This is a genomic window from Loktanella sp. SALINAS62, assembly GCF_018263905.1.
Classification (GTDB): domain Bacteria; phylum Pseudomonadota; class Alphaproteobacteria; order Rhodobacterales; family Rhodobacteraceae; genus Loktanella.
The window spans coordinates 88,688-112,156 of sequence record NZ_JAAFZU010000001.1 but is presented as its reverse complement, the minus strand read 5'-3'; the positions used below and the strand labels follow the sequence as shown (position 1 = coordinate 112,156).

Below are 23,469 nucleotides of genomic sequence, written 5' to 3'. Positions count from 1 at the left end.
CCCGCCAGAGGGTATGGCGGTGCCGGAACCCCGCCTGCAGACCCTGAACGATATCGCGCGTATCCACGGCATCGACATCATCCGGTCGACAGTCGGCACAAAGGTATCGCCCGCATTGGTGCTGGCACTGATCGCAGTGGAAAGCGGTGGACGCGCCGACGCTGTCAGCGGAGCAGGTGCAAAAGGGCTGATGCAATTGATGCCGGACACTGCGTCACGGTTCAACGTATCCGACAGCATGTCGCCGTCGGACAACATCCGGGGCGGCGTCGCCTATCTGGACTGGCTGATGGGCCATTTCGACAGTGACCCGATCCTTGTGCTGGCGGGCTACAACGCGGGCGAAGGATCTGTACGGGACGCCAATGGCGTCCCGCCTTTTCCCGAAACGCGCGGCTATGTGCCAAAGGTGTTGGCCGCGTTCAACGTCGCCCGCAACCTGTGCCTGACACCGCCAGAACTGGTAAGCGACGGCTGCGTGTTCGCGGTAAATACCTCGGGTTAGGCGACGATCGTGGCTTCGGTCGCGGCCCGCAATTCGGCTTCGGTGACGCCGTCAGCACATTCCACGATCCGCAAACCGCCTTCGACCACATCCAGAACCCCAAGGTTTGTGATGACACGGTCAACCACGGCTGCGCCTGTCAGTGGCAGGGTGCAGGATTTCAGCAGTTTGGATTCACCCTTTTTGTTCTGATGATCCATCACGACGACCACGCGTTTGACGCCGGCGACCAGATCCATCGCGCCGCCCATGCCCTTGACCAGCTTGCCGGGGATCATCCAGTTGGCCAGATCACCGTTTTCGGCAACTTCCATCGCACCAAGGATCGCGCATGCGATCTTGCCACCCCGGATCATGCCGAAAGATGTGGCGCTGTCGAAATAGGCAGTGCGTGGCAGTTCGGTGATGGTCTGCTTGCCCGCATTGATCACGTCTGCGTCTTCTTCACCCTCGACCGGGAACGGCCCCATGCCCAGCATCCCGTTTTCGGACTGCAGGGTGATATCCTTGTCCCCGACATAGTTCGCCACAAGCGTCGGAATCCCTATGCCAAGGTTGACGTACATCCCGTCTTCCAGTTCCTGTGCCGCACGCGCGGCCATCTGGTTGCGATCCCAAGGCATTATACCGATTCCTTCTTGCGGGTCGTGCGCTGTTCGATGCGTTTTTCATGGGTGCCCTGCACAATCCGGTGCACATAAACGCCGGGCAGGTGGATCATGTCGGGGTCTAGCGACCCGCGCGGGACGATTTCTTCGACCTCTGCCACGCATACTTTGCCACACATCGCGGCTGGCACATTGAAATTGCGCGCGGTCTTGCGGAACACCAGATTGCCGGTGTCATCGGCTTTCCATGCTTTCACGATGGCCAGATCGGCCACGATCCCGCGTTCCATGATATAGGTTTCGCCGTCAAAGTCCTTGTGATCCTTGCCTTCGGCAATCTGCGTGCCGACGCCGGTTTTCGTATAGAAACCGGGGATGCCGGAACCGCCCGCGCGCATCCGTTCGGCCAACGTGCCCTGCGGGTTGAATTCCACTTCCAGCTCTCCTTCAAGATACTGGCGCATGAATTCAGCGTTTTCGCCGACATAGGATGACATCATCTTTTTCACCTGCTTGCTGGCCAACAGGATGCCGATGCCGAAATCATCAACGCCCGCATTGTTCGATGCGAACGTCAGGTCCCGCACGCCCGCGTCCTTGATCGCCTGCAACAGCAGTTCAGGAATACCACACAGGCCGAACCCGCCCGCAGCGATCAGCATTTCGTCGCGCAAGAGGCCGTCTAAAGCGTCGGACGCGGTTTCATAGACTTTCTTCATCAAGCACCTTTTTAGATTGGTCGCGGCAAAATTGACCGCGCATCAGGTTGAAGTCAATGAACCTGCCACCGGCACCGCGCTCACTCTATCACGTCGCCATCGTCTGTTTTTGTCGCTTTCTTGGCGGGCGCTTTTTTTGCGGCAGTCTTCTTGGCGGGGGCTTTCTTTTTCGGCGCAGCCTTTTTGGCGGATGGCTTTTTCTTGCCGGCCTTCGCCGCGCGCTCGTCGATCAGATCCACTGCCTGCGCAACGGTCAGGTCAGCGGGATCTACGGTGTCGGGGATCGTGGCGTTGATTTTTTCCCACTTCACATAGGCGCCGTATTTTCCGTCATAGATGTTGATCGCGCCGCCCGCTTCGGGGTGGTCGCCCAATTCCCGGATCGGGGTTGCGGCCTTGCCTCTTCCGCCACGGCTGGCGACTTTCTCGGCGAGCAATTGCACGGCGCGGTTCATGCCGACGGTCCAGACGTCCTCTATTTCTTCAAGGTTGGCGTTGGTGCCGCCTTTGTGGGACGTGGTTTCTGCGTGTTTGATGTAGGGTCCGTAACGGCCGATGTTGGCCCAGACGTTCACCTTGTCTTCTGGGTGTTCGCCAATCAGCCGGGGCAGGGCCAACAGGCGGACGGCCTGTTCCAACGTGACGGATTCGGGTTCCCACGCCGCCGGGATAGACTGGCGCGGTGGCTTGTTGTTGTCTTCGGTGATCGGGCCGCGTTGTGCATAGGGGCCAAACCGTCCCTTGAAGATGCGGATTTCGTCGCCTTGATCTTCGCCCAGCAGTTTGCCGTCGGGTGGAATCGCGCTGGCCTCTGCTTCGGGATCAGGCGGACCGAAGGGGCGGGTATAGCGGCATTCGGGATAGTTGGAACAGCCGATGAATGCGCCACCCGAACGGGCCGTACGCATCGACAACCGCCCGGCACCGCAGTTCGGGCAAAGGCGCGGATCGGTGCCGTCTTCGGTCGGTGGGAACAGGTGCGGTTCCAGCACTTCGTTGATTTTATCCAGCACCTCACCGATCCGCAGGTCGGCGGTTTCAGCGATGGCGGCGGAAAAATCGCGCCAGAAGCGTTCCAGCACCTTTTTATAATCGGCGTCGCCAGCGCTGACCGCGTCCAGCTGGTTTTCCAGATCGGCGGTAAAGTCATATTCGATGTAGCGATGGAAATAGTTCGACAAAAAGGCTGTCACCAGCCGCCCCTTGTCCTGCGGGATCAGGCGGTTTCTGTCCTTTTCAACGTAGCCGCGATCCTGAATCGTGGTCACGATGCTGGCATAGGTCGACGGGCGACCGATCCCCAATTCTTCCATCCGCTTGACCAAGGTCGCTTCGGTATAGCGGGGCGGCGGTTGGGTGAAATGCTGGTCGCTGTCGACGCTGTCTTTCAGAGCCTTTTCGCCCTGTTCGATCTGGGGCAGGCGCTTGTCGTCTTCGTCGGGGGTATCGTCGCGGCCTTCTTCGTAGACCCGCAGAAAGCCATCGAACATCATCACCTGACCTGTTGCGCGTAGGCCAACCTGCTTGTCGGCACTGGCCACATCGACCGTGGTGCGTTCCAGCCGCGCGGCGGCCATCTGGCTGGCCAGCGTGCGTTTCCAGATCAGATCATAAAGCTTGCGCTGGTCCGCGTCCGCGATTTTGGCATCCTCGACGCTGACCATCATATCGGTCGGGCGCACGCATTCATGCGCTTCTTGTGCGTTTTTGGCCTTGTTCTTGTAGATGCGGGGTTCGGAAGGGACGTAGTCCTGGCCGAACTTGGCGGCAATCGCATCGCGCGCGCCGGTCACGGCTTCCGGCGCCATATCGATACCATCGGTCCGCATGTAGGTGATCAACCCGGCTTCATACAGGCGCTGTGCGACGCTCATGCAATGCTTGGCGCCCATGCCAAACTTGCGGCTCGCCTCTTGCTGCAGGGTCGATGTCATGAAGGGCGGGCTGGGGTTGCGGGTCGCGGGTTTCGCTTCGACAGAACTGACGGTCAGGTCGCGGCTGGTCACGGCGGCGACGGCCATTTCGGCCTTGGTCGCGTCGTTGATGGTGAACTTTTCGATCTTGTCGCCACCCAGTGTCATCAGCCGTGCCTCATAGGTCTGGCCACGCGCGTTCTTCAGGATCGCCTTGACGGTCCAGAATTCTTGCGGACGGAACGCTTCGATTTCCATTTCGCGTTCGACGATCAGCCGCAGGCAAACGGATTGCACGCGACCTGCCGATTTCGCACCCGGCAGCTTGCGCCACAGGACCGGCGACAGGTTGAACCCGACAAGGTAATCCAGCGCGCGGCGGGCAAGGTAGGCTTCGACCAGCGGGGCGTCGACCTTGCGAGGATTTTTCATCGCTTCGGTGACGGCGGATTTCGTGATTGCGTTGAAAACCACGCGTTCGGCGGACTGGATTTTCAGGCCGCGCTTGTTGTTCAGCTCCTGTTCCAGATGCCAGCTGATCGCTTCTCCCTCGCGGTCGGGGTCGGTCGCAAGGATCAGGTTGGGGTCAATCTTCAGCGCATCGACGATGGCCTTGATGTGTTTTTTGGAATCGCTGGCGACTTCCCAGATCATGTGGAAATCATCGTCCGGATCGACTGATCCGTTCTTGGCGGGCAGGTCGCGGATGTGTCCGTAGGACGCAAGGACGGTGTAATCACTGCCCAGATATTTGTTGATTGTCTTGGCTTTCGCCGGGGATTCGACAACGACAACTGGCATGGGAATCCTTAACGTTCAGACAGGGTGGCTATGGCCGCGCAACATGTGGCGGTTGACCAAAGGATGTCAATGCGCCTTGTCCTGAACGTTATGAGGCAGCTACACGCGTGGCTTGTTGAACAAGATTACACAACCCGGGCCAACATTCCGCCGGGCTGGCGCACGATCTTGCCATCCAGTTCAAGATCAACCAGCGCTGGCGCCATCTGGAACGCTTTAACCGACAGGTCGCGGATCAGCTGGTCTTCGGCAATGGGGGACGGGCTAAGACGGTCCAGGATCAGGTCGTGCAGGCGGGATGCCGTGGACAAATCGCGGGACGGCGGCGGTGGCGGTGTTTCCGGTGGCAAGGTTTGTTCAATCGGTGTCCGGACCACGTTCGCGGTGACCTGTGGTCCTAGCGCGTCGATGATGTCTGCGGCGTTGCGGACCAATGTCGCGCCGTCCCTGATCAGCAGGTTGCAGCCTGCAGCGCGGGCGTCAAAAGGGTGGCCAGGCACGGCCAAAACGTCGCGGTGCTGGTCCAGCGCATTGCGTGCCGTGATCAGGCTGCCGGATTTTGCCGCGGCTTCCACGACAACGACAGCGCGCGACAGCCCTGCGATGATCCGGTTGCGCGCGGGGAAATGACGGGCCTGCGGTTGCAGACCCATCGGCATTTCCGATATCCGCAGGCCGCGATCCGTGATGGCATGGGCCAATTCGGCGTTTTCGGACGGATAGATCACATCGACACCACCGGCCTGAACGGCGATGGTGCCACCATCAAGAGCGGCCAGATGGGCGGCTGCATCGATCCCGCGGGCCAAGCCCGACACCACGACGAAACCGGCGTCGGTCAGGTCAGCGGCCAGTTTGCGCGCCATGCGTGTGCCCAATGACGACGCGTTGCGTGCACCGACCATGGCGATCATCGGACGTGCCAACAAAGACAGATCGCCCAATGCCCACAACAACGGCGGTGCGTCCGTCATGTCCGAAAGGGCTGCGGGATAATTCGCATCGCTTGCGGCGATCAGCATGACCCCCGCCGCGCGCGCCGCGCGGATTTCAGCCGCAACGACGGCCTGTGGACAGACCGTGTAATCGGCCACGCCCGCCGCGCGGGCCACATCCGGCAATGCATCCAGTGCAGCGCGGGCCGATCCGTGTTCAGCCATCAGTCGATGAAATGTCGTCGGCCCGACCCGGCGAGAGCGCAGCAGCCGAAGCTGGTCGAAAAGGGGGCCATCCGTTGGGGGGATGCAAGGTGTCTGCGGAGAGTCGGCCACTGTAAGCGTCCTTGCTTCGTCTGCTGCACCTCTGACGTTAGAATCAAACCCTTAACAGTGCATGAACGACAGCAGGATCATCCCGATCCGCCCACGGTCAGCCCGCCGATCATCAGGCTGGGCTGGCCCACACCGACGGGCACCCACTGGCCCGCCTTGCCACAATTGCCGATGCCGGGGTCCAGCGCCAGATCGTTGCCGATGGCACGGATCTGTTTCAGCGCGGTGGCGCCGTCGCCGATCAGGGTCGCGCCCTTGACCGGTGCGCCGATGCGTCCGTCGCGGACGCGGTAGGCTTCGGTGCAGGAAAACACGAATTTACCGTTGGTGATGTCGACCTGACCGCCGCCGAACCCGACGGCATAAATGCCGTCCTTCAGGTCACGGACCATATCCTGCGGGTCAGCATCGCCCGACAACATATAGGTGTTTGTCATGCGCGGCATCGGTGCGTGGGCAAAGCTTTCACGACGACCATTTCCAGTCGGGGCGACACCCATCAGGCGGGCATTTTGTCGATCCTGCATATAGCCGACCAGCACGCCGTCCTCGATCAGTGTGTTCTTTGCGCCGGGGGTGCCTTCGTCATCGACGGTGATCGACCCGCGCCTATCGGGGATCGTGCCATCGTCAAGCACGGTCACGCCCTTGGCCGCGATCTGCTGGCCCATCAGGCCTGCGAATGCGGAACTGCCCTTGCGGTTGAAATCGCCCTCCAGCCCGTGGCCAATCGCCTCGTGCAGCAAGATACCGGGCCAGCCCGGTCCCAATACCACGTCCAGCACGCCAGCCGGTGCTGGTTCGGCCTGAAGGTTGATCAGGGCGATCCGCAACGCTTCGCGGGCAACGCCTTGCCAGTGGTCGCGGTCAATCAGGCCAAGCAACGATGCGCGGCCGCCACCGCCCATCGATCCGCTTTCGCGGCGGCCGTCCTGTTCGACGATCACGCTGATGTTGATCCGGCTCATCGGGCGGGTATCGGTCACCAGCGCGCCATCGGGCCGCAGGATCGCCACCTCTTGCAACGATGCGGCGACGGACGCGGTGACCTGCACGACGCGAGCGTCGAGATCGCGGCAAAAGGCGTCGATTTCGCGCAGCAGATCCACCTTTGCCGGGAACGTGGCTTCGGTCACGGGGTCGATATCGCTGTACAGCTTTTCGTTCGTGCCCTGCGGACCGGCGGCCAGTGTGCCGCCGCCGTCGCCAACGGCCAGCCGCGCGGTTGCGACGGCGCGCTTTAGGGCGTATTCATCGATCGTGGTGGAATGGGAATAGCCCGCCGTTTCGCCACGCACGGCACGCAATCCGAATCCTTCGGCGGCGTCGAAACTAGCGTTTTTCAAGTGGCCATCGTCCAGCACCAATGCCTCAGAACGTTTGCGTTCGATGAAAAGCTCGCCATCATCGGCGCCGCGTGTGGCCTCTTGCAGGTGCAGCAGGGCCGTATCCCGATCAAGGTGGGTATCGAATGGACGAAATGGGGCGTCTGACATCGGGCTCTCCGCTGGGGTGGGGCAGGGCACGATAAGCGTCCGATTGCCGCAAGCTGGGTTCTTGAGTTGTCCGTCAGGATATGGGACACGGTCACAAAGTTACAACGGGATTCCGTAAAGCCGCGGATCCATATCGCGCTGGGCGCGGACTTACGAAGGGAAGCGAAAATGGGTTTGAGCAACTTCGCCAAAACCGGATGGGCCACTTTGGGTTTGATGATGGCGGGTGGCGCAGCCGCGGCGCAGGACGTCAGAAGCGACCTGCCGGTCATCGGTGCGCCAATACCCGGCGGCATAGGCTTTCAAGAGGCTGCGACTTCGATTGCGCGCGACGTTCACTGGCTGGACAACCTGTTGTTGGTGATCATCACGGCGATCACCCTGTTTGTGACCGGCCTGATCGCGTGGGTCATCATCAAATACAATTCAAAATCCAACCCGACACCTGCGCGGTTCACCCATAACAGCCCGCTCGAAATCGCGTGGACCGTCGTCCCGATCGTTATTCTGGTGTTTATCGGTGCGTTTTCGCTGCCCGTCCTGTTCAACCAGCAGGAAATTCCCGAAGGCGACATCACCATCAAGGTGACTGGCTATCAGTGGTATTGGGGTTACGAATACGTCGATGACGAGGTGGCGTTCGAATCCTTTATGCTTGCACGCGACGAATTGGCAGATTTCGGTTACGAAGACAGTCATTACCTGCTGGCGACAGACCAACCTGTCGTCATTCCTGTCGGTGCAACCATCGTGATGCAACTGACCGGTGCCGACGTGATCCATTCCTGGACCGTGCCTGCGTTCGGTGTAAAGCAGGACAGCGTTCCGGGTCGTCTGGCACAGCTTTGGTTCACTGCCGACCGCGAAGGCGTCTATTTTGGCCAGTGTTCCGAATTGTGCGGCAAAGATCACGCCTACATGCCGATCACGGTCAAGGTTGTGAGCCAGGAAGAATACGACGCGTGGCTGGAAGAAGCCAAGGTGCAGAACGCGGCCTGACGGCTGGGCCGCAGCAAAAGCTGCGTCATGACCTGCGTGTTTTGACCGGCCTTGCCCCAACGGCAGGGCCGATCTTCAATGAACTAACCCGAAAGCAAGACCATGTCCGACATGAGCCTGCACGAGACAGTCGCAGAAAGCACATATGAGGCGCAGATGGGCGATTATTTTGCCCTGATGAAGCCCCGTGTCATGTCGCTGGTGGTGTTCACGGCACTGGTTGGCCTGATCGTCGCACCTGTCGGGGTGCATCCGTTTATCGGTTTTGTGGCAATCCTGTGCATTGCGGTAGGTGCGGGCGCATCGGGTTCGCTGAACATGTGGTGGGATGCCGATATTGATGCGCGCATGCGACGCACGGCAAAGCGGCCCATTCCCGATGGCCGCGTCAAACCGGGCGAAGCGTTGGGTCTGGGGCTTGCCCTGTCAGGCTTTTCGGTCGTGTTGCTGGCGCTGGCGACGAACTTTGTCGCCGCCGGACTGCTGGCGTTCACGATCTTCTTTTACGCTGTCGTCTATTCGATGTGGCTGAAACGCGCGACGCCACAGAACATCGTCATCGGTGGTGCGGCGGGTTCGTTTCCCCCGATGATCGGCTGGGCCGTCGCAACCGGCGGTGTCAGCATCGAATCGGTGCTGATGTTCGGTCTGATCTTTATGTGGACGCCGCCGCATTTCTGGGCCTTGGCCCTGTTCGTGAAAACGGACTATGGCGATGCGGGCGTGCCGATGCTGACCGAAACGCACGGACGGCGCAGCACGCGCAACCATGTGCTGGCCTACTGCGTTCCCCTTGTAGCCGTCGCAGTGGCGCTTGGGTTTACGTCGATTGGTGGCTGGGTCTATCTCAGCGTTGCTGCGGTGTTCAACGCTTGGTTCCTGAAAGGCTGTTACGACATCTGGCGCCGCAACGAGGATCAGGCAGAAGCAGATAAATACAAGGTCGAAATCAAGACCTTCAAGGTGTCGCTGTACTACCTTTTCGCGCATTTCGGTGCGCTGTTGATAGAGTCCGCGCTGCGGTCAGGAGGCCTGTAATGGCATTACGCGTCGAACATGAACTGCACCAGCGCCGCAAGGGCCGGAACACCGGTGTCGGGCTGCTGCTTTTGGGATTTCTGGCCATCGTCTTTGGTCTGACGGTGGTCAAGGTCCTGCAACTGGGTGATGCCCGCCAGTTTGAGACATTTGACCACGTGGCGCGCCCCCAGATCATCCCTCAAGATGAGGCACAAACAGGAGGGGCGGACTGATGATGTTTGCAGGAATTCAAGGCACGCGCCGCACGGCGGTCCAATTGGTGAGTGTGGTCGTGGTCATGGGCGGGCTGGCGTGGGCGTCGGTCCCGTTTTACGACTGGTTTTGCCGGGTGACGGGATTCGGTGGCGCAACCGACGTGGCGGAACAGGGATCCGACACCATTCTGGATCAAGAGATCACCGTACGTTTCGATGCCAGTCTTGACCGGGATATGCCCTGGACGTTCACGCCGGTTGAACGTTCGATGACGTTGCGGATCGGTGAAACCGGTTTGGCCTTTTACGAAGCACACAACCCGACCGACCAACCGGTTGCAGGTCAGGCCGCATATAACGTGACGCCTTACGAAGCGGGCAGGTTTTTCGACAAGATCGAATGCTTCTGTTTTACCGAACAGCTTCTGCAACCCGGCGAAACGGTTTTGATGCCAGTCAGCTTTTACGTTGACCCGGCCATCGTCGATCATCGTGATGCGAAATTCGTCCATACGATCACATTGGGCTATACCTTCTACGAGATTGAGGATTATGCGGCCGTGGATAACGCGTCGCTTGATCCTGAAAGCTTGACCGCATCGCCCGTCACCGCCATAGACAACGACTAACGACAGCCGCAGGGAACGACTTCAATGGCCCACGAAAAGAACCACGACTATCATATTCTTCCACCGTCCGTCTGGCCGTTCCTCGCCGCGCTGGGTGCCTTTATCATGTTGTTTGGCAGCGTGCTGTGGATGCCAAAGCAAGGCGGCGGCCCCTGGATGTTCCTCGTCGGTCTCGCGCTGGTGCTGTATGTGATGTACGCATGGTGGGCCGACGTGATTTCAGAAAGCCAAGTCGGTGATCACACCCCCGTCGTCCGCATTGGACTGCGCTACGGTTTCATCATGTTCATCATGTCCGAAGTCATGTTCTTTGCGGCGTGGTTCTGGTCGTTCTTCAAACACGCCATGTATCCGATGGGCCCTGACAGCCCGTCCGTCGATGGGGTCTGGCCGCCGGTGGGAATCGAAACGTTCGATCCTTGGCACCTGCCGCTGATCAACACACTGATCCTGCTGTGTTCGGGTGCTGCTGCAACGTGGGCACACCACGCGCTGGTGCACGAAGACAACCGTCAGGATGTGAAATACGGCTTGATGCTGGCCGTGGCACTTGGCGCGATCTTCACCGTCTTTCAGGCTTATGAATATACCCACGCGGCATTCGGCCTGTCGGGTAACATCTACGGTGCCAACTTCTTTATGGCGACGGGTTTTCACGGGTTTCACGTGATCATCGGGACGATCTTCCTGCTGGTTTGCCTGTTCCGTGTCTATGCGGGCCACTTTACCGCTGAAAAGCATGTCGGTTTTGAGGCCGCAGCCTGGTACTGGCACTTTGTTGATGTGGTTTGGCTTTTCCTGTTTGCTTCGATCTATGTCTGGGGCGCTTGACACGCTTCATTGACGCGCACGATCAAAGGGCGGCCCGCGGGGCCGCCCTTTTACGTCGGACCCTTCACCCCCCTGTTCAAACGCGCTAAGCCTGCACGACCGTAACGCTTGGGTATCCAATTGCGAAAACTGATCTTTCCCGTTCTGTTGGCTGTTGCAGGCGCTGGCGTGCTGATTGCGCTGGGTGTTTGGCAGATTCAGCGCATGCAATGGAAATCAGACATTCTGGCAGACATCGAAACCAGCATCGCCGCACCGCCTGTGTCGATCCCGGCTGTTCTGGCCGAAGCGGAACACGAATACCTGCCAGTCACCGCCAGCGGAGAATTGACCGGTGACGTGCTGCACGTTCTGGTCAGCACCGAAGAAAACGGTGCGGGTTATCGGACGATCAGCGCATTCAACACCGGGGAACGCACCATTCTGGTGGATGCGGGTTTCGCCGGGCTGGATGATCGCGCGACACCTTTGCCCACTGGCGAGATCACGGTCACCGGAAACCTGTTGTGGCCGGACGAGGTCGACGGTTTCACGCCTGAACCCGACAACGGGCTTTGGTTCGCGCGTGATGCGGTCGCCATGTCGCAGACCCTGGACACTGAACCGGTATTTCTGGTCGCGCGGGAAATTCCGGGCGACACCGTTCCGATGCCCGTCGGGATCACCGGCATCCCAAACGACCATTTGTCTTATGCGGTCACATGGTTCTTGTTGGCCGCTGGATGGCTGGCCATGTCGGGCCTGTTCATTGTCCGCACGCTACGACCCAAGGGAAACTGACATGCGATATATCTCGACCCGGGGCACGGCCCCTGTCCTGACGTTCGAACAGGCGATGTTGACAGGACTGGCCCGCGATGGGGGGCTATATGTGCCCGAAACAATCCCGACGCTGGACCACGACACCATCGCGGGGTTCGCAGGGCAAAGTTACGAAGATGTGGCCTATGCTGTGATGCGGCCCTTTATCGGCGATACCTTTTCCGACAACCAGTTCCGTGAGCTGATCGCCAATGCCTATGCCGGGTTCGGCCATGCGGCGCGGGCGCCGCTGGTGCAACTGGCCCCGAACCATTTCCTGCTGGAACTGTTCCACGGACCGACGCTGGCGTTCAAGGATTTCGCCATGCAGTTGATCGGCCAGATGTTCGAAGCTGCACTTGGCCGGTCCGGCGACCGCGTCACCATCGTTGGCGCCACGTCCGGCGATACCGGGTCCGCCGCGATCGAGGCGTTTCGCGGGCTTGATGCTGTCGATGTCATCATCCTGTATCCCCATGGGCGCGTATCCGAAGTGCAGCGGCGACAGATGACCACGCCGACCGAATCCAACGTTCACGCCATCGCGGTGGACGGCGATTTCGATGATTGTCAGGCGATGGTCAAGGATATGTTCAACGATTTCCAGTTCCGCGAAGACGTGCGGCTGGCGGGCGTGAATAGCATCAATTGGGGCCGCGTGCTGGCGCAGGTGGTTTATTACTTTACCGCCGCCGTGTCGCTGGGCGCGCCGCAGCGCGAGGTCAGCTTTACCGTGCCGACCGGCAATTTTGGCGACATTTTTGCAGGCTATATCGCCAAGCGGATGGGCCTGCCGATCCGTGATCTGGTGGTCGCCACGAATACCAATGACATCCTGCATCGCACGCTGGAAACCGGCGCCTATACTAAGGGCACAGTGACCCCGACCATCAGCCCGTCGATGGATATTCAGGTATCTTCGAATTTCGAACGGGCGCTGTTTTACGCTTATGGACAGGACGGGGCTGCGGTCGCAGATCAGATGGCCGATCTGAAACAGGGTGGGTTCACCGTCAGCCAAGGCGCCATTGACGCGCTGCGCGATAGCTATCTGTCGGGCCGGGCGTCTGAACAGGACACGTCAGATGCGATTACCACCTATGTCCAAGAACACGGCGAATTGCTGTGCCCCCATTCCGCGGTCGGCGTGCATGTTGCACAGCACCATCTGGGGACTACGCCGATGGTGACATTGGCCACGGCGCACCCGGCAAAATTCCCCGCAGCGGTGGAACGGGCGACAGGTATCCACCCCCCCTTGCCCCCCCGCATGGCGGACCTGTATGACCGCGACGAACGGATCACACGGGCAGCAAACGACCTGTCCGCGATCCAGCAAATCATCAAAGATCGGATCGCCTCTTGACCATCGAACTGCACACGCTGTCCAACGGTTTTCGCATTGTGACCGAACACATGCCGGGGCTGGCCTCTGCGTCTGTCGGGATCTGGGTGAATGCGGGCGGGCGGCATGAAACGGCGTCCCAGAACGGCATCGCGCACTTTTTGGAACATATGGCGTTCAAAGGCACCAAGCGTCGGACAAGTCTGGAAATCGCGGAATCCATCGAAGACGTTGGTGGCTATATCAATGCCTATACCAGCCGCGAAGCGACGGCCTATTACGCCCGCGTGCTGGAAGCGGACGTCGGGCTGGGGCTGGACGTGATTTCCGACATCCTGCTGAACCCGCTGTTCGAAGACCGCGAAATCGAGGTTGAACGCGGTGTGATCCTGCAGGAAATCGGGCAGGCATTGGATACACCCGATGACATCATTTTTGACTGGTTGCAGGAAACGGCTTATCCCGGGCAGGCACTGGGGCGCACGATCCTTGGCCCAGAGGAACGCGTTGCCAGTTTTACCCGCGATGATCTGACCGGATTTGTCGGCCAGCATTATGGCCCGAACCAGATGATCCTTGCTGCGGCAGGGGCTGTGGATCACGATGCGCTGGTCGCAGAGGCAGAACGCCTCTTCGGGCATCTGCCGTCGGCGCCGCGTGCGGGCCTGATCGAACCGGCCCGCTTTGCCAGCGGCGAGCGTCGTGAAAACAAGGCGCTGGAACAGGTCCATTTCGCACTGGCGTTCGAAGGTCCGGATTATCGCGACCCCGATATCTATACCGCGCAGATTTATGCCACGGCGATGGGTGGTGGCATGTCATCACGGTTGTTTCAGGAAATCCGCGAAAAGCGTGGCCTTTGCTATACGATCTTTGCGCAAGCGGGCGCATACGAAGACACCGGCATGACCACGATCTATGCAGGCACCAGTGCCGCTGAAATTGGCCAGCTTGCAACCGTCACGATCGACGAAATGAAGCGCGCTGTCGATGATATGTCAGCCGCCGAAATCGCCCGTGCGCGCGCGCAGATGAAAGCCGGGCTGTTGATGGGACTGGAAAGCCCGTCGAACCGCACCGAACGTCTGGCCCGCTTGCTGGCGATCTGGGACCGCATCCCGCCGCTGTCGGAAACCATCGAACGGATCGATGCTGTGACGACGGGCGACGTTCGTAAATTTGCGGAACGGACGTTGCGGGCTGGAACCGCGCTGACATTATATGGTCCCGCAGACAAGGCACCGGGTCTTGATGCGCTGCGTGCGCAAATCGCGGCTTGACGATGTTGCGGGCGCGTAAGGTTCGGCTGGATACTGATCGCCTGACATTACGCGCACCGATTCATGCCGATTTCAGGGCTTGGGCGGCACTGCGGCGTGACAGTGCCGATTTCCTGCAAAAGTGGGAACCAACCTGGGCGTCAGATCACTTTAGCCGGAAAAGTTTTACCAACCGGGTCTATTGGTCGCAGCGTTCAATTACCCAAGGCACGGCGCTGCCGTTGTTTCTGGTGCGCCGCGACGACAGCGCGCTGCTGGGGGCGATCACGCTGGACAATATCCGCCGTGGGCCTGCACAGGCGGGCACAACGGGCTACTGGATCGGTGCACCCTTTGCCCGCCAAGGCTATATGCGCGAAGCGATACAGGCCGTCGTCCACTACGCATTCACAAAGCTTGATCTCAGCCGGATAGAGGCGGGCTGCCTGCCAGAGAACACTGCGTCGCGTCGTCTTTTGGAACAGACGGGCTACAAATACGAAGGGGTGGCGCAAAGCTATCTGCAAATTGACGGGCGGTGGCGCAATCATGTGCTTTACGCCAACCTGCGCCATGATCGCCGTGGCAGAACGGACGCCGGATAAAGCTGGCGTCATCAGGCAAAGGGACACTTGAATGTTTACACCGGCCAACGACGACACGCTTGCAGAACTGCGCGCGGCGCTACCGGACGGCACGTTCAGGGATGATACCGTCCGCTATCTGACTGAGCCGCGTGGCCGTTGGCAGGGTGCGGGTGTGGTGGTCGCCCCGTCCACGACCGAACAGGTGTCGCGCATTCTGGCCCATTGTCATGCCCATAATATCGCCGTGGTGCCGTATGGCGGCGGTACCGGGCTAGTCGGTGGCCAGCTGATGGGAACCGACGGTGCCGCGCCCTTGGTTCTTTCGCTGGAACGGATGACAGCGATCCGCGACCGGTTCCCGTCTGAAAACGTGTTGATCGTCGAAGCCGGCGCCATTCTGGCCGATGTGCAGGCGGCGGCGCTGGATATGGATCGGTCGTTCCCGCTGTCGCTGGCATCCGAAGGGTCGGCGCGGATTGGTGGCCTGTTGTCCACAAACGCGGGCGGCGTGAACGTGCTGCGTTATGGTAACGCCCGCGCGCAATGTCTGGGTCTGGAGGTGGTCCGCCCCGACGGGACGATCTGGCACGGTCTGACGCGCCTGCGCAAAGACAATACCGGATATGACCTGCGTGATCTGTTCATCGGGGCAGAGGGCACATTGGGTATCATCACCGCCGCCGCCCTGCGGCTGGTCCCGCGACCGGCGCGGATCGGGGCCGCAATGCTGGCCGTGCAATCGCCGCAGGCTGCGCTAGATCTGTTGTCATTGACGCAGGACCGTCTGGGCGACGGCATATCAGCGTTCGAAATCATTCACCGTCAGGGCCTGGATTTTCTGTCAGAGGTCGGACCGGAGTTCAAACAGCCGTTTCAGGACATACCCGACTGGATGGTGCTGATTGATGTCGGTTTGCCTGCTGGGCTGTCACCAGAGGATGCGTTGGAAGACGTTTTTGCCGAAGCGAATGGTCTTGGGCTGGTGACCGATGGGATCATCGCGCAATCGCTGGCTGACAGGGATGCATTCTGGCACATCCGCGAATCCATCCCCGAAGCCAACCGTCGGATCGGGTCGGTCAGTTCGCACGATATTTCCGTACCTCTCAGTGCGGTGCCGGACTTTATCGCGCAGGGTGGGCCGATTTTGGCCGAAATCGGCCATTTCCGGATCAACTGTTTTGGCCATCTGGGTGACGGCAATTTGCATTACAACGTGTTTCCAACCGCAGGTCGCAACCGCGCCGATTACGAGGCAGAACGCCCGGCGGTGAAGAAGGCAGTCCATGATCTGGCCCATGCACATGGCGGGTCCGTCAGTGCGGAACACGGGATCGGGCGGTTAAAGGTCGACGATCTGGAATTCTATGGCGACCCCGTGAAACTGACGATGATGCGTGCGATCAAGGATGCGCTTGATCCAAAGGGCATCATGAACCCGGGTGCTGTGCTGCGTGGCCGTTAACCGGGCGTTAATCCGAATCGCGCGATATATGAACCAGCGGTAAAAACCGCTGCACGTGTGGGTGCAACCACCCCGCTGCGGGCCTCGAACGGGCCGATCTGGCAAAGTCAGCGCAGCGGGGGTGGGCGACCTGTTATCTTTGCCTTAGGCCCCGGCGTAGGCACACAGCGCATGAACGTCCATGTTCAACGATTCCAGCTTTTTGCGTCCACCAAGGTCGGGCAGGTCGATGATGAACGCGCAGCCGACAACCTCTGCCCCCAGTTTTTCGCACAGCTTGATCCCAGCTTCTGCCGTGCCGCCCGTTGCCAGCAGGTCATCGACGATCAATACGCGTTCACCCGGCTGCAACGCGTCGTCGTGAATTTCGACGACCGCCTCGCCGTATTCCAGCGTATATGCCTGTTCGATTGTCCGCGCCGGCAGCTTGCCCTTTTTGCGGATCGGCACGAATCCTTTTGACAGTTGGTGCGCGATGGCGCCGCCCAGAATAAAACCGCGCGCTTCAAGGCCAACCACCTTGTCGATCCCCATGCCTGCGTAGGGATGCAGCAATTGGTCAATTGCGATGCGGAATCCGCGCGGATCGGCAAACAGCGTTGTCACGTCGCGGAACATGATCCCCGCGTGCGGGAAATCGGGGATCGTGCGGATGTAATCTTCGACGGTTTTCATGGGTGGTCCTTTGGGGTCAGCACGCGGCCAGCGACCGCATCGAGTTTCTTGACGAGATCAGGGTCGCGCTTGTCTTTGGCTGTCATAATGGCGTGGGTCAGGGCGGTGTCGCAGCCAGTGCCGCAACCGGATGGTAACGCAGCGGCAAGCGCCACCACCAGATCGCGGGCCTTGGTTCCGTTGCCTTGCAACGTGGCGATGACATCTGACACATCCACCGCGCCATGATCGGGGTGCCAGCTGTCGAAATCGGTGATCATCGCAACAGAGGCATAATGCAGTTCCGCTTCACGGGCCAATTTCGCTTCTGGCATGTTGGTCATGCCAATGACGTCGGCGCCCCAGACATCGCGATACATGATGCTTTCGGCGCGGGTCGAAAACTGCGGGCCTTCCATGGCCAGATAGGTGCCGCCGTCGTGCACGCTGATGCCCAGTGATTGTGCGGCGGCCACACATGCGGCGGACAATGCATCGCAGGTCGGATGCGCGACACTGACATGGGCAACGCAGCCGGGGCCGAAAAATGATTTATCCCGCGCAAATGTCCGGTCGATGAACTGATCCACCACCACGAAATCACCGGGCGGCATGTCATCACGAAACGATCCGCAGGCCGACAGGCTGACGACATGGGTGCAGCCCAGCCGTTTCAGCGCGTCAATGTTGGCGCGGTAGGGCACAGATGTCGGCGTATGCACATGACCGCGCCCGTGACGGGGCAGGAACGCCAGCGGCTGACCATTCAGCGTACCGGTCAGAACAGCATCAGACGGCGCGCCAAAAGGGCTGGCGACGTCCTGCCATGTCGCGTCCGTCAGACCGGGAATATCGTAAAGCCCCGATCCGCCGATAATGCCAAGCCTGCCACGCATCCGATCCCCTGCGTCATACCGATCCCGTTGTGAACAGTGCGCCCGTGGCGTGCAACCATTTAGCCGGGTCGCGGCAACATTGATCGTCCCGTGTCGCGTGCAGCGCACATTTGCAGCGCGCTACACGCGTCTGGATCATTCGCCGGGGCGGCCCATTTCGAACACCTCTTTCACGACTGAGAAATCACGGTAGCCAAGGCGGCTGACGGGCTGAAATGTCGTGACATCGAATTGTCCGTTCCGGATGCAGGCATCATCCATATGAATCCCCGTCACCTCTCCGAATACGGCGTAATTGGCCGGGCCTTCCAGTTTGATGATCTGGCGCAATTCGCATTCCATCACAGCCGGGGCTGCGGCGACATAGGGGCAATCGATGGTCCGGCACTGCGCCTTTTCCAGGCCCGTCAGTTCGAATTCATCCACATCAGCGCGCCATCCACCGGAGCTGTGGTTCATCTGATCTTTCAGGGCAAACGACACGACGTTGCAGGCGAAAACGCCGGTGTCGCGGATATTGGCCAGCGAATCCTTGGTGCCGTCACGGTCGGGTTTGGCCCCGATCGACGCAAACATCACCTGCGGCGGCGTATAGGCGACCGCGTTGAAAAATGAATAGGGCGCCAGATTATCCCGGCCGTCCAACCCGCGTGTCGAAATCCAGCCGATGGGGCGCGGTGTGATCAGGGCGTTGAATGGATTGTGCGGCAGGTCGTGACCGTCTTTCGGGCGATAGAACATCGTGGGTCTCTTTCATCTGGGACGGGGGAAGTTTACCCTATGCCCAAGGCATGGCCAGAGCAGAAGACGAACAGCATGGATATCACCACCGCACATGAGCGGCCCGACGACTATTGGGAAGTCGAGGCGCTTTATGATCTGTGCTTCGCCCCCGGTCGCACGGCGCTGTCATCCTATCGGCTGCGCGAGGGTGTCGATCCCGTGCAGCGGCTGTGCCTTGTTGCGCGCGATGCATACGGCCAGGTGGCGGGTGCGATCCGCAACTGGCCGGTCTGCGTCGGGGCACAGCCTGCGCTATTGCTTGGTCCTGTCGCGGTCCACCCGACCCACCAGGGCGAAGGAATTGCGGCGCTTCTGATCTGGCGGTGTCTGGAAATCGCGGCCAAGGCGGGACATCCGCGCATGTTGCTGGTGGGTGACGCGCCGTATTACAGCCGCTTTGGTTTTCAGCCCCTGTCCGATGTCGTGATGCCGCCGCCAACCAATCCCGACCGCGTGCTGGGCATCGCACTACGTAAGGGGGGGTGGGATGACGTCACCGGTGATGTGACCCCCGCCACCGATTGCAAATAGCAACGCGCGACATATCTTTGCCCTGACCGCCGGAGGCTGACATGACCGCAACACAACCGCCCAAAGACGACATCGCACCCCTGACAACAGAGGCAGAGGACCGCATCCGCGCGCTGGCCCTGCGGCAGAAACGCGCGAACGGATTGCTGATGCGGGCAATCAATTTTGTGGGCTCTCAGGTCGATGACACGCTCAAACTACTGCCAAAGGGTGCGCGGGGTCAGATCGACATGGCGGTGCGTGCAGCGCTGGAGCGTAGTTTCGATCTGGCAGCCCGGTCCCGTGAAGGGGTCGCCGGTCAGGCGATCCAATCGGATGCCGCGCACAAGGCGATGGCGACAGTGTCAGGCGCCATCGGTGGCTTTGGTGGCTTGCCGACAGCGCTTGCAGAATTGCCCGTCGCCACAACGATGATCTTTCGTGCGGTACAGGGCGTCGCTGTCCAATACGGCGAAGACCCCACCAGCCTGCAAACCCGCAAGGACTGTCTAGCCGTGTTCGGCGCAGGCAGTACCGATGGCGAAAGCATCGATACCGCATTCATCGGCGCACGGCTTGGGATCACGGGGGCGGCCGTGCATAGCCTGTTATCGCGGGTTGCCCCACGATTCGCGACCGTGCTGACCCAAAAACTGGCGATGCAGGCGGTCCCGATTATCGGGGCAGCGGCTGGGGCAGGGACCAACTATGCGTTTACACAGTATTTCGTGGAAATGGCGCATGTGCATTTCGGTCTGCGCCAGATGGCGCGGCAGAATGGCGAAGACGCGGTACTGAACCTGTTTCACGCTACGCTGAGCGGTGCGCGGCCTCCGGCCCGCACCGCCTAGACGCAGGATTTTAGATAGGTGCTGACCGCGTCGCGCACCGACAGATCACCGCGTTCCCATGCGGCGTCCATCACGGCCCGGACGTCGTTCAGGTCAACCTTGCGCAGCAGGTGCTTGACCGGACCGACGGACGCCGGGCGCATCGACAGGGACCGGAATCCGCAGGCTGCAAAACAGACCGCTTCCAATGGACGGCCAGCATCCTCTCCGCAGAACGACAGATGCGTGCCTGCGTCGTCACAGCGTTTGATCACCATCTTGAGGAACGTCAGGAAACTGTGGCTTAGCGTGTCATACCGTTTACGGACGCGTTCGTTTTCGCGATCTGCTGCGTAGAAAAATTGCTTCAGATCGTTGCCACCGACGGAAATGAAATCGACCTCTTTGAAAAAGGCATCGGGGGCGAACGCGAGTGATGGTGTTTCCAGCATCGCGCCCACGTGCAGTGGCGTGGGCAGTGGATTGCCCAGCCGTTTTTCGCGTGCCAGCACCTTGTCCAGTTCGGCCTTGGCATCCCGATATTCGGACAACAGCGTCACGAACGGGAACATGACCGTCAGCGGCCCGCCGTTTGCGGCCCGCACCAATGCCTGCAGTTGCATCCGCAGGATGCCCGGCTTGTCCAGCCCGACGCGGATCGCGCGCCAGCCCATCGCCGGGTTTGGTTCGTCGTTCGGCTTCATATAGGGCAGGACCTTGTCCGACCCGATATCCAGCGTGCGAAATGCCACCGGCTTGCCGCCTGCCGCATTGATCACACGCGCATAAAGCGCCGAAAGTTCCTGTCGTTTCGGCATTTGGGTGCGGATCAGAAATTGCAACTCGGTCCGGAATAGCCCGACACCTTTTGCGCCCGACCCTTCGAGCGACGGCAAATCGGCCAGAAGCCCCGCGTTCATAAATAGGCTGAGTTCGGTGCCACATTTCGTCAACGCCGGTTCATCCCGGATCGAGGCATAGCGTTCCTGCGCCCGTGTCTGCATCGCAAGCTTGTCGCGGAACGCACTGTGCACCGCTTCGTCCGGGCGCAGATGCGCGATGCCATGATCGCCATCGACAAGGATGGGGTCACCGTTCAATGCCTCTGTGGTGATGCCCTTGGCGTTGATGATCAGCGGGATGGCCCATGCACGGGCCACGACGGTCGCATGACTGCCGACGGACCCTTCTTCCAGCACGATACCGCGCAGTTTTTTGCCGTAGTCCAGCAATTCGCCGGGGCCGATGTTACGAGCAATCAGGATCGGATTGTCCGGCATATCGACGCCGGTATCCTTGCCCTGACCTGTCAGGATGCGCAGCAGTCGGTTGGACAGATCATCAAGATCGTTCAGCCGTTCGCGCATATAGGCGTCGCCCGCCTGATTAAGCCGGGTGCGGGCCAAGGATTGTTCTTTTTCGACCGCAGCTTCGGCGGTCAGACCGTTGACGATGTCCGCTTCCATCCGGCGCATCCAACTGCGCGAATTGGCAAACATACGGTAGGCTTCGAATATTTCCAGTTGGTCCGTCGTCATCTGCCGGCTGCCCGACAACAGCGCGTCGACCGACGACCGCAATTCTTCGACCGCGTCGCGCAGGCGCACCAATTCAAGATCGGGATCGTCGGAAATCGGGTTGGTTACGACCACACGGGCTTCGTGCAGGAATACGTTGCCTTCGGCGGCGCCTTCCTGTGCCACGGTGCCACGAAACAGCACGGGATTCTGGTGCCGGGCGGATAATGCGGCACCTTCACCGACGAAGGCGCCCAGTTCCGTCATTTCAGCCAGCACCATGGCGACGACTTCCAGCGCGTAAACTTCGTCTGCAGTGAATTCGCGTGCATCTTTGGACTGGACGACCAGAACCCCCAGTGCGTCGCCCAGTCGTTGGATCGGTACGCCGCAGAAAGACGAATAACGCTCTTCGCCTGTTTCCGGCATGTAACGGAAACCGCGTGCGCTGGGCGCGTCGGCGGCGTTAATGACGCGGCGGGTGCGCGCGACCCGGCCAACCAGACCTTCGCCCAGTCGCAACCGTGTCTTGTGAACGGATTCCATCGCCAGACCCTGCGTGGCGCACAATTCCAGCGTTTCATTATCGCGGAACAGGTAGATAGAGCAGACTTCGGTCTGCATGGATGTCGCGATCAGTTCGACGATATTGTCCAACCGTTCCTGCCCCTCGCCACCTTCGGCGAGCGCAAGACGGAGCCGTTCAAGCAACTTGCGGCTTTCTGATTCAACCCGGTCCGGCATTTCGTCCCCAAACAAATTCCTACCACCTATAGGCGATGGAATGGGCCCGGGGGAAGGTCAAAGGTCTGCCGCATCCGGCCTGTACCGGTGGTTTGGGCAAATGCCACAGACGTCGGGCAAAGATTGTGCAGTCCGCTCATCTGACGTCACGCGATTGCATCCACAGCCATGGCGTTGGACCCATGCGCCATTCCCAGACGGTCAGCAAACGGTCAAGGTCCGACAGGTTTTCCATCCAATCGGGCAGGCCGGACATATCGATGGCGCGCCCGATGCTTTGCACGTCATGCGTCGCGGCGAACCGCGCCCCAATCTGCGCTGACAGGCCGGGGGCAAAACAGTCATGCACCTCGACCAGAATGTCGGCGTGTGCCAGCGCGGGCGCGCTGACAGGGTCCAACAACGCCGCTTCCGCCCCTTCGATATCGCACAGGATCAGGGTCTTTTCGTCTGCGCAGCGGGCGAAATCGGCGTGCGCCACCGTGCCGTGGACGTCTACCCGTGCTGCGACGTCGTTGCGTTTGGCGAGATCCGCACAGGCGGCCCGTGCCGCGGGGTCCGTATCGTAGGCGACCACCCGCGTGTCCGGCATACGCCGTGCAAGGCCCACGGCGTAATAACCTTCGGCACATCCGACATCCATGACAACAGGATAGGCCCGTGCGACGATCGTTTCGAATACCGGCGCAAGCGAGGCTTCGTAGCAGCCGATCAGCCGTGCTGCACCGGCCCCTTCGGTCGCGCGCGTGTCATAGTTCAGACCCTTGAACGGACCCGACAGCACCTTGCGCCCCTCGCGCGCGGTTAATGTGTTTTCAATCAGCCTTGCGCGCCATTTCGACAGGTGGCGCAGGGCTTGTTCCAGCCGTTGGTTGTCTGCCGGACCGTCCAGTATCGCAAGCACGTCGCGCGTGACCGCCTCGGCCAGCGCGCTTGGCGTTCCTGTTTGATCATTTTCCACGTTACTTCATCCCTTTATGCGCCTGTCCCAACGGCCCGCCTGCAGTCGCAGGGTTTCCGATATCGCCGCGTCTGACAAAGAAAAACGCGCCGTGACCATCAGATCACGGC

At 60.3% G+C, this 23,469-nt stretch carries 23 protein-coding genes; 13 read left to right on the top strand and 10 right to left on the bottom strand.

Features of this window, described 5'->3' with window-relative positions:
* Positions 1–505, top strand: a 505-nt coding sequence (locus tag GZH79_RS18905) for a lytic transglycosylase domain-containing protein (protein WP_249218901.1), incomplete at its 5' end; no start/stop codon positions are given.
* On the opposite strand, the gene GZH79_RS00515 is transcribed toward GZH79_RS18905, so the two are convergent.
* The 5 genes from GZH79_RS00515 to tldD form a co-directional block, all read right to left on the bottom strand.
* On the bottom strand, positions 502–1,128 hold the full coding sequence (locus GZH79_RS00515) for a 3-oxoacid CoA-transferase subunit B (protein ID WP_211641190.1): 627 nt from the start codon (positions 1,126–1,128) through the stop codon (positions 502–504). The two genes, GZH79_RS18905 and GZH79_RS00515, sit on opposite strands and share 4 nt — an antisense overlap.
* Positions 1,128–1,832 (bottom strand): CoA transferase subunit A, encoded by a 705-nt coding sequence (locus GZH79_RS00510; protein ID WP_211641189.1) that lies wholly within the window; start codon positions 1,830–1,832, stop codon positions 1,128–1,130. The genes GZH79_RS00515 and GZH79_RS00510 overlap by 1 nt, the downstream gene beginning before the upstream one ends.
* 80 nt (positions 1,833–1,912) lie before the next feature.
* A complete protein-coding gene (gene topA, locus GZH79_RS00505) occupies positions 1,913–4,546 on the bottom strand; it encodes a type I DNA topoisomerase (RefSeq protein WP_211641188.1) in 2,634 nt (877 codons plus the stop codon).
* A gap of 125 nt (positions 4,547–4,671) precedes the next feature.
* Positions 4,672–5,817 (bottom strand): DNA-processing protein DprA, encoded by a 1,146-nt coding sequence (gene dprA, locus GZH79_RS00500; RefSeq protein WP_349291143.1) that lies wholly within the window; start codon positions 5,815–5,817, stop codon positions 4,672–4,674.
* A gap of 77 nt (positions 5,818–5,894) precedes the next feature.
* Entirely contained in the window at positions 5,895–7,313 is a 1,419-nt protein-coding gene (tldD, locus tag GZH79_RS00495; protein WP_211641187.1) for a metalloprotease TldD, read from the bottom strand.
* A gap of 168 nt (positions 7,314–7,481) precedes the next feature.
* Here tldD and coxB point away from each other — a divergent pair, with 168 nt between their 5' ends.
* From coxB to GZH79_RS00445, 10 genes are all read left to right on the top strand, one after another.
* Entirely contained in the window at positions 7,482–8,312 is an 831-nt protein-coding gene (coxB, locus tag GZH79_RS00490) for a cytochrome c oxidase subunit II (RefSeq protein WP_211641186.1), read from the top strand.
* Positions 8,313–8,414: 102 nt separating this feature from the next.
* Positions 8,415–9,350 (top strand): heme o synthase, encoded by a 936-nt coding sequence (cyoE, locus tag GZH79_RS00485; RefSeq protein ID WP_211641185.1) that lies wholly within the window; start codon positions 8,415–8,417, stop codon positions 9,348–9,350.
* Positions 9,350–9,565 carry a hypothetical protein gene (locus GZH79_RS00480; protein WP_211641184.1) on the top strand — a complete coding sequence of 72 codons (216 nt, stop codon included), beginning with the start codon at positions 9,350–9,352 and terminating at the stop codon, positions 9,563–9,565. Before cyoE ends, GZH79_RS00480 begins: the two co-directional genes overlap by 1 nt.
* Positions 9,565–10,176 carry a cytochrome c oxidase assembly protein gene (locus tag GZH79_RS00475; protein WP_249218900.1) on the top strand — a complete coding sequence of 204 codons (612 nt, stop codon included), beginning with the start codon at positions 9,565–9,567 and terminating at the stop codon, positions 10,174–10,176. The genes GZH79_RS00480 and GZH79_RS00475 overlap by 1 nt, the downstream gene beginning before the upstream one ends.
* Before the next feature lie 24 nt (positions 10,177–10,200).
* Positions 10,201–11,007: a cytochrome c oxidase subunit 3 gene (locus GZH79_RS00470; RefSeq protein ID WP_211641183.1), complete on the top strand. Its 807-nt coding sequence runs from the start codon at positions 10,201–10,203 to the stop codon at positions 11,005–11,007.
* 108 nt (positions 11,008–11,115) lie between these two features.
* The gene (locus GZH79_RS00465) at positions 11,116–11,787 is read left to right on the top strand and encodes an SURF1 family protein (RefSeq protein ID WP_249218899.1); all 672 of its coding nucleotides are present in this window, start codon (positions 11,116–11,118) and stop codon (positions 11,785–11,787) included.
* Position 11,788: 1 nt separating this feature from the next.
* Positions 11,789–13,174 (top strand): threonine synthase, encoded by a 1,386-nt coding sequence (thrC, locus tag GZH79_RS00460; RefSeq protein ID WP_211641182.1) that lies wholly within the window; start codon positions 11,789–11,791, stop codon positions 13,172–13,174.
* Positions 13,171–14,433 carry a pitrilysin family protein gene (locus GZH79_RS00455; protein ID WP_211641181.1) on the top strand — a complete coding sequence of 421 codons (1,263 nt, stop codon included), beginning with the start codon at positions 13,171–13,173 and terminating at the stop codon, positions 14,431–14,433. Before thrC ends, GZH79_RS00455 begins: the two co-directional genes overlap by 4 nt.
* Before the next feature lie 2 nt (positions 14,434–14,435).
* Positions 14,436–15,017: a GNAT family protein gene (locus GZH79_RS00450; RefSeq protein ID WP_211641180.1), complete on the top strand. Its 582-nt coding sequence runs from the start codon at positions 14,436–14,438 to the stop codon at positions 15,015–15,017.
* A 31-nt stretch (positions 15,018–15,048) separates the two neighbouring features.
* On the top strand, positions 15,049–16,464 hold the full coding sequence (locus GZH79_RS00445) for an FAD-binding oxidoreductase (RefSeq protein ID WP_211641179.1): 1,416 nt from the start codon (positions 15,049–15,051) through the stop codon (positions 16,462–16,464).
* Between the two features lie 144 nt (positions 16,465–16,608).
* Here GZH79_RS00445 and GZH79_RS00440 read toward each other — a convergent pair whose 3' ends face one another.
* The 3 genes from GZH79_RS00440 to GZH79_RS00430 form a co-directional block, all read right to left on the bottom strand.
* A complete protein-coding gene (locus GZH79_RS00440; protein WP_211641178.1) occupies positions 16,609–17,139 on the bottom strand; it encodes an adenine phosphoribosyltransferase in 531 nt (176 codons plus the stop codon).
* On the bottom strand, positions 17,136–18,014 hold the full coding sequence (locus GZH79_RS00435) for an S-methyl-5'-thioadenosine phosphorylase (RefSeq protein WP_211641177.1): 879 nt from the start codon (positions 18,012–18,014) through the stop codon (positions 17,136–17,138). The genes GZH79_RS00440 and GZH79_RS00435 overlap by 4 nt, the downstream gene beginning before the upstream one ends.
* Positions 18,015–18,149: 135 nt before the next feature.
* Complete coding sequence (locus GZH79_RS00430; RefSeq protein ID WP_211641176.1) at positions 18,150–18,755, bottom strand: flavin reductase family protein; 606 nt, start codon at positions 18,753–18,755, stop codon at positions 18,150–18,152.
* Between the two features lie 75 nt (positions 18,756–18,830).
* Here GZH79_RS00430 and GZH79_RS00425 point away from each other — a divergent pair, with 75 nt between their 5' ends.
* A complete protein-coding gene (locus GZH79_RS00425; protein WP_211641175.1) occupies positions 18,831–19,328 on the top strand; it encodes an N-acetyltransferase in 498 nt (165 codons plus the stop codon).
* Positions 19,329–19,369: 41 nt separating this feature from the next.
* Entirely contained in the window at positions 19,370–20,158 is a 789-nt protein-coding gene (locus GZH79_RS00420; RefSeq protein ID WP_211641174.1) for an EcsC family protein, read from the top strand.
* On the opposite strand, the gene ptsP is transcribed toward GZH79_RS00420, so the two are convergent.
* Entirely contained in the window at positions 20,155–22,398 is a 2,244-nt protein-coding gene (gene ptsP / locus GZH79_RS00415) for a phosphoenolpyruvate--protein phosphotransferase (RefSeq protein ID WP_211641551.1), read from the bottom strand. The genes GZH79_RS00420 and ptsP overlap by 4 nt on opposite strands.
* 136 nt (positions 22,399–22,534) lie before the next feature.
* The gene (locus tag GZH79_RS00410; RefSeq protein ID WP_211641173.1) at positions 22,535–23,359 is read right to left on the bottom strand and encodes a class I SAM-dependent methyltransferase; all 825 of its coding nucleotides are present in this window, start codon (positions 23,357–23,359) and stop codon (positions 22,535–22,537) included.
* Between the last annotated feature and the right edge of the window lie 110 nt (positions 23,360–23,469).

What these genes read in the sequence shown, in the direction of transcription:
- GZH79_RS00515 (WP_211641190.1), bottom strand. Translation starts at nt 1,128, where the DNA reads ATGCCTTGGGATCGCAACCAGATGGCCGCGCGTGCGGCACAGGAACTG.
- GZH79_RS00510 (WP_211641189.1), bottom strand. Translation starts at nt 1,832, where the DNA reads ATGAAGAAAGTCTATGAAACCGCGTCCGACGCTTTAGACGGCCTCTTG.
- topA (WP_211641188.1), bottom strand. Translation starts at nt 4,546, where the DNA reads ATGCCAGTTGTCGTTGTCGAATCCCCGGCGAAAGCCAAGACAATCAAC.
- tldD (WP_211641187.1), bottom strand. Translation starts at nt 7,313, where the DNA reads ATGTCAGACGCCCCATTTCGTCCATTCGATACCCACCTTGATCGGGAT.
- coxB (WP_211641186.1), top strand. Translation starts at nt 7,482, where the DNA reads ATGGGTTTGAGCAACTTCGCCAAAACCGGATGGGCCACTTTGGGTTTG.
- cyoE (WP_211641185.1), top strand. Translation starts at nt 8,415, where the DNA reads ATGTCCGACATGAGCCTGCACGAGACAGTCGCAGAAAGCACATATGAG.
- GZH79_RS00480 (WP_211641184.1), top strand. Translation starts at nt 9,350, where the DNA reads ATGGCATTACGCGTCGAACATGAACTGCACCAGCGCCGCAAGGGCCGG.
- GZH79_RS00475 (WP_249218900.1), top strand. Translation starts at nt 9,565, where the DNA reads ATGATGTTTGCAGGAATTCAAGGCACGCGCCGCACGGCGGTCCAATTG.
- GZH79_RS00470 (WP_211641183.1), top strand. Translation starts at nt 10,201, where the DNA reads ATGGCCCACGAAAAGAACCACGACTATCATATTCTTCCACCGTCCGTC.
- thrC (WP_211641182.1), top strand. Translation starts at nt 11,789, where the DNA reads ATGCGATATATCTCGACCCGGGGCACGGCCCCTGTCCTGACGTTCGAA.
- GZH79_RS00450 (WP_211641180.1), top strand. Translation starts at nt 14,436, where the DNA reads ATGTTGCGGGCGCGTAAGGTTCGGCTGGATACTGATCGCCTGACATTA.
- GZH79_RS00445 (WP_211641179.1), top strand. Translation starts at nt 15,049, where the DNA reads ATGTTTACACCGGCCAACGACGACACGCTTGCAGAACTGCGCGCGGCG.
- GZH79_RS00440 (WP_211641178.1), bottom strand. Translation starts at nt 17,139, where the DNA reads ATGAAAACCGTCGAAGATTACATCCGCACGATCCCCGATTTCCCGCAC.
- GZH79_RS00435 (WP_211641177.1), bottom strand. Translation starts at nt 18,014, where the DNA reads ATGCGTGGCAGGCTTGGCATTATCGGCGGATCGGGGCTTTACGATATT.
- GZH79_RS00430 (WP_211641176.1), bottom strand. Translation starts at nt 18,755, where the DNA reads ATGTTCTATCGCCCGAAAGACGGTCACGACCTGCCGCACAATCCATTC.
- GZH79_RS00425 (WP_211641175.1), top strand. Translation starts at nt 18,831, where the DNA reads ATGGATATCACCACCGCACATGAGCGGCCCGACGACTATTGGGAAGTC.
- GZH79_RS00420 (WP_211641174.1), top strand. Translation starts at nt 19,370, where the DNA reads ATGACCGCAACACAACCGCCCAAAGACGACATCGCACCCCTGACAACA.
- ptsP (WP_211641551.1), bottom strand. Translation starts at nt 22,398, where the DNA reads ATGCCGGACCGGGTTGAATCAGAAAGCCGCAAGTTGCTTGAACGGCTC.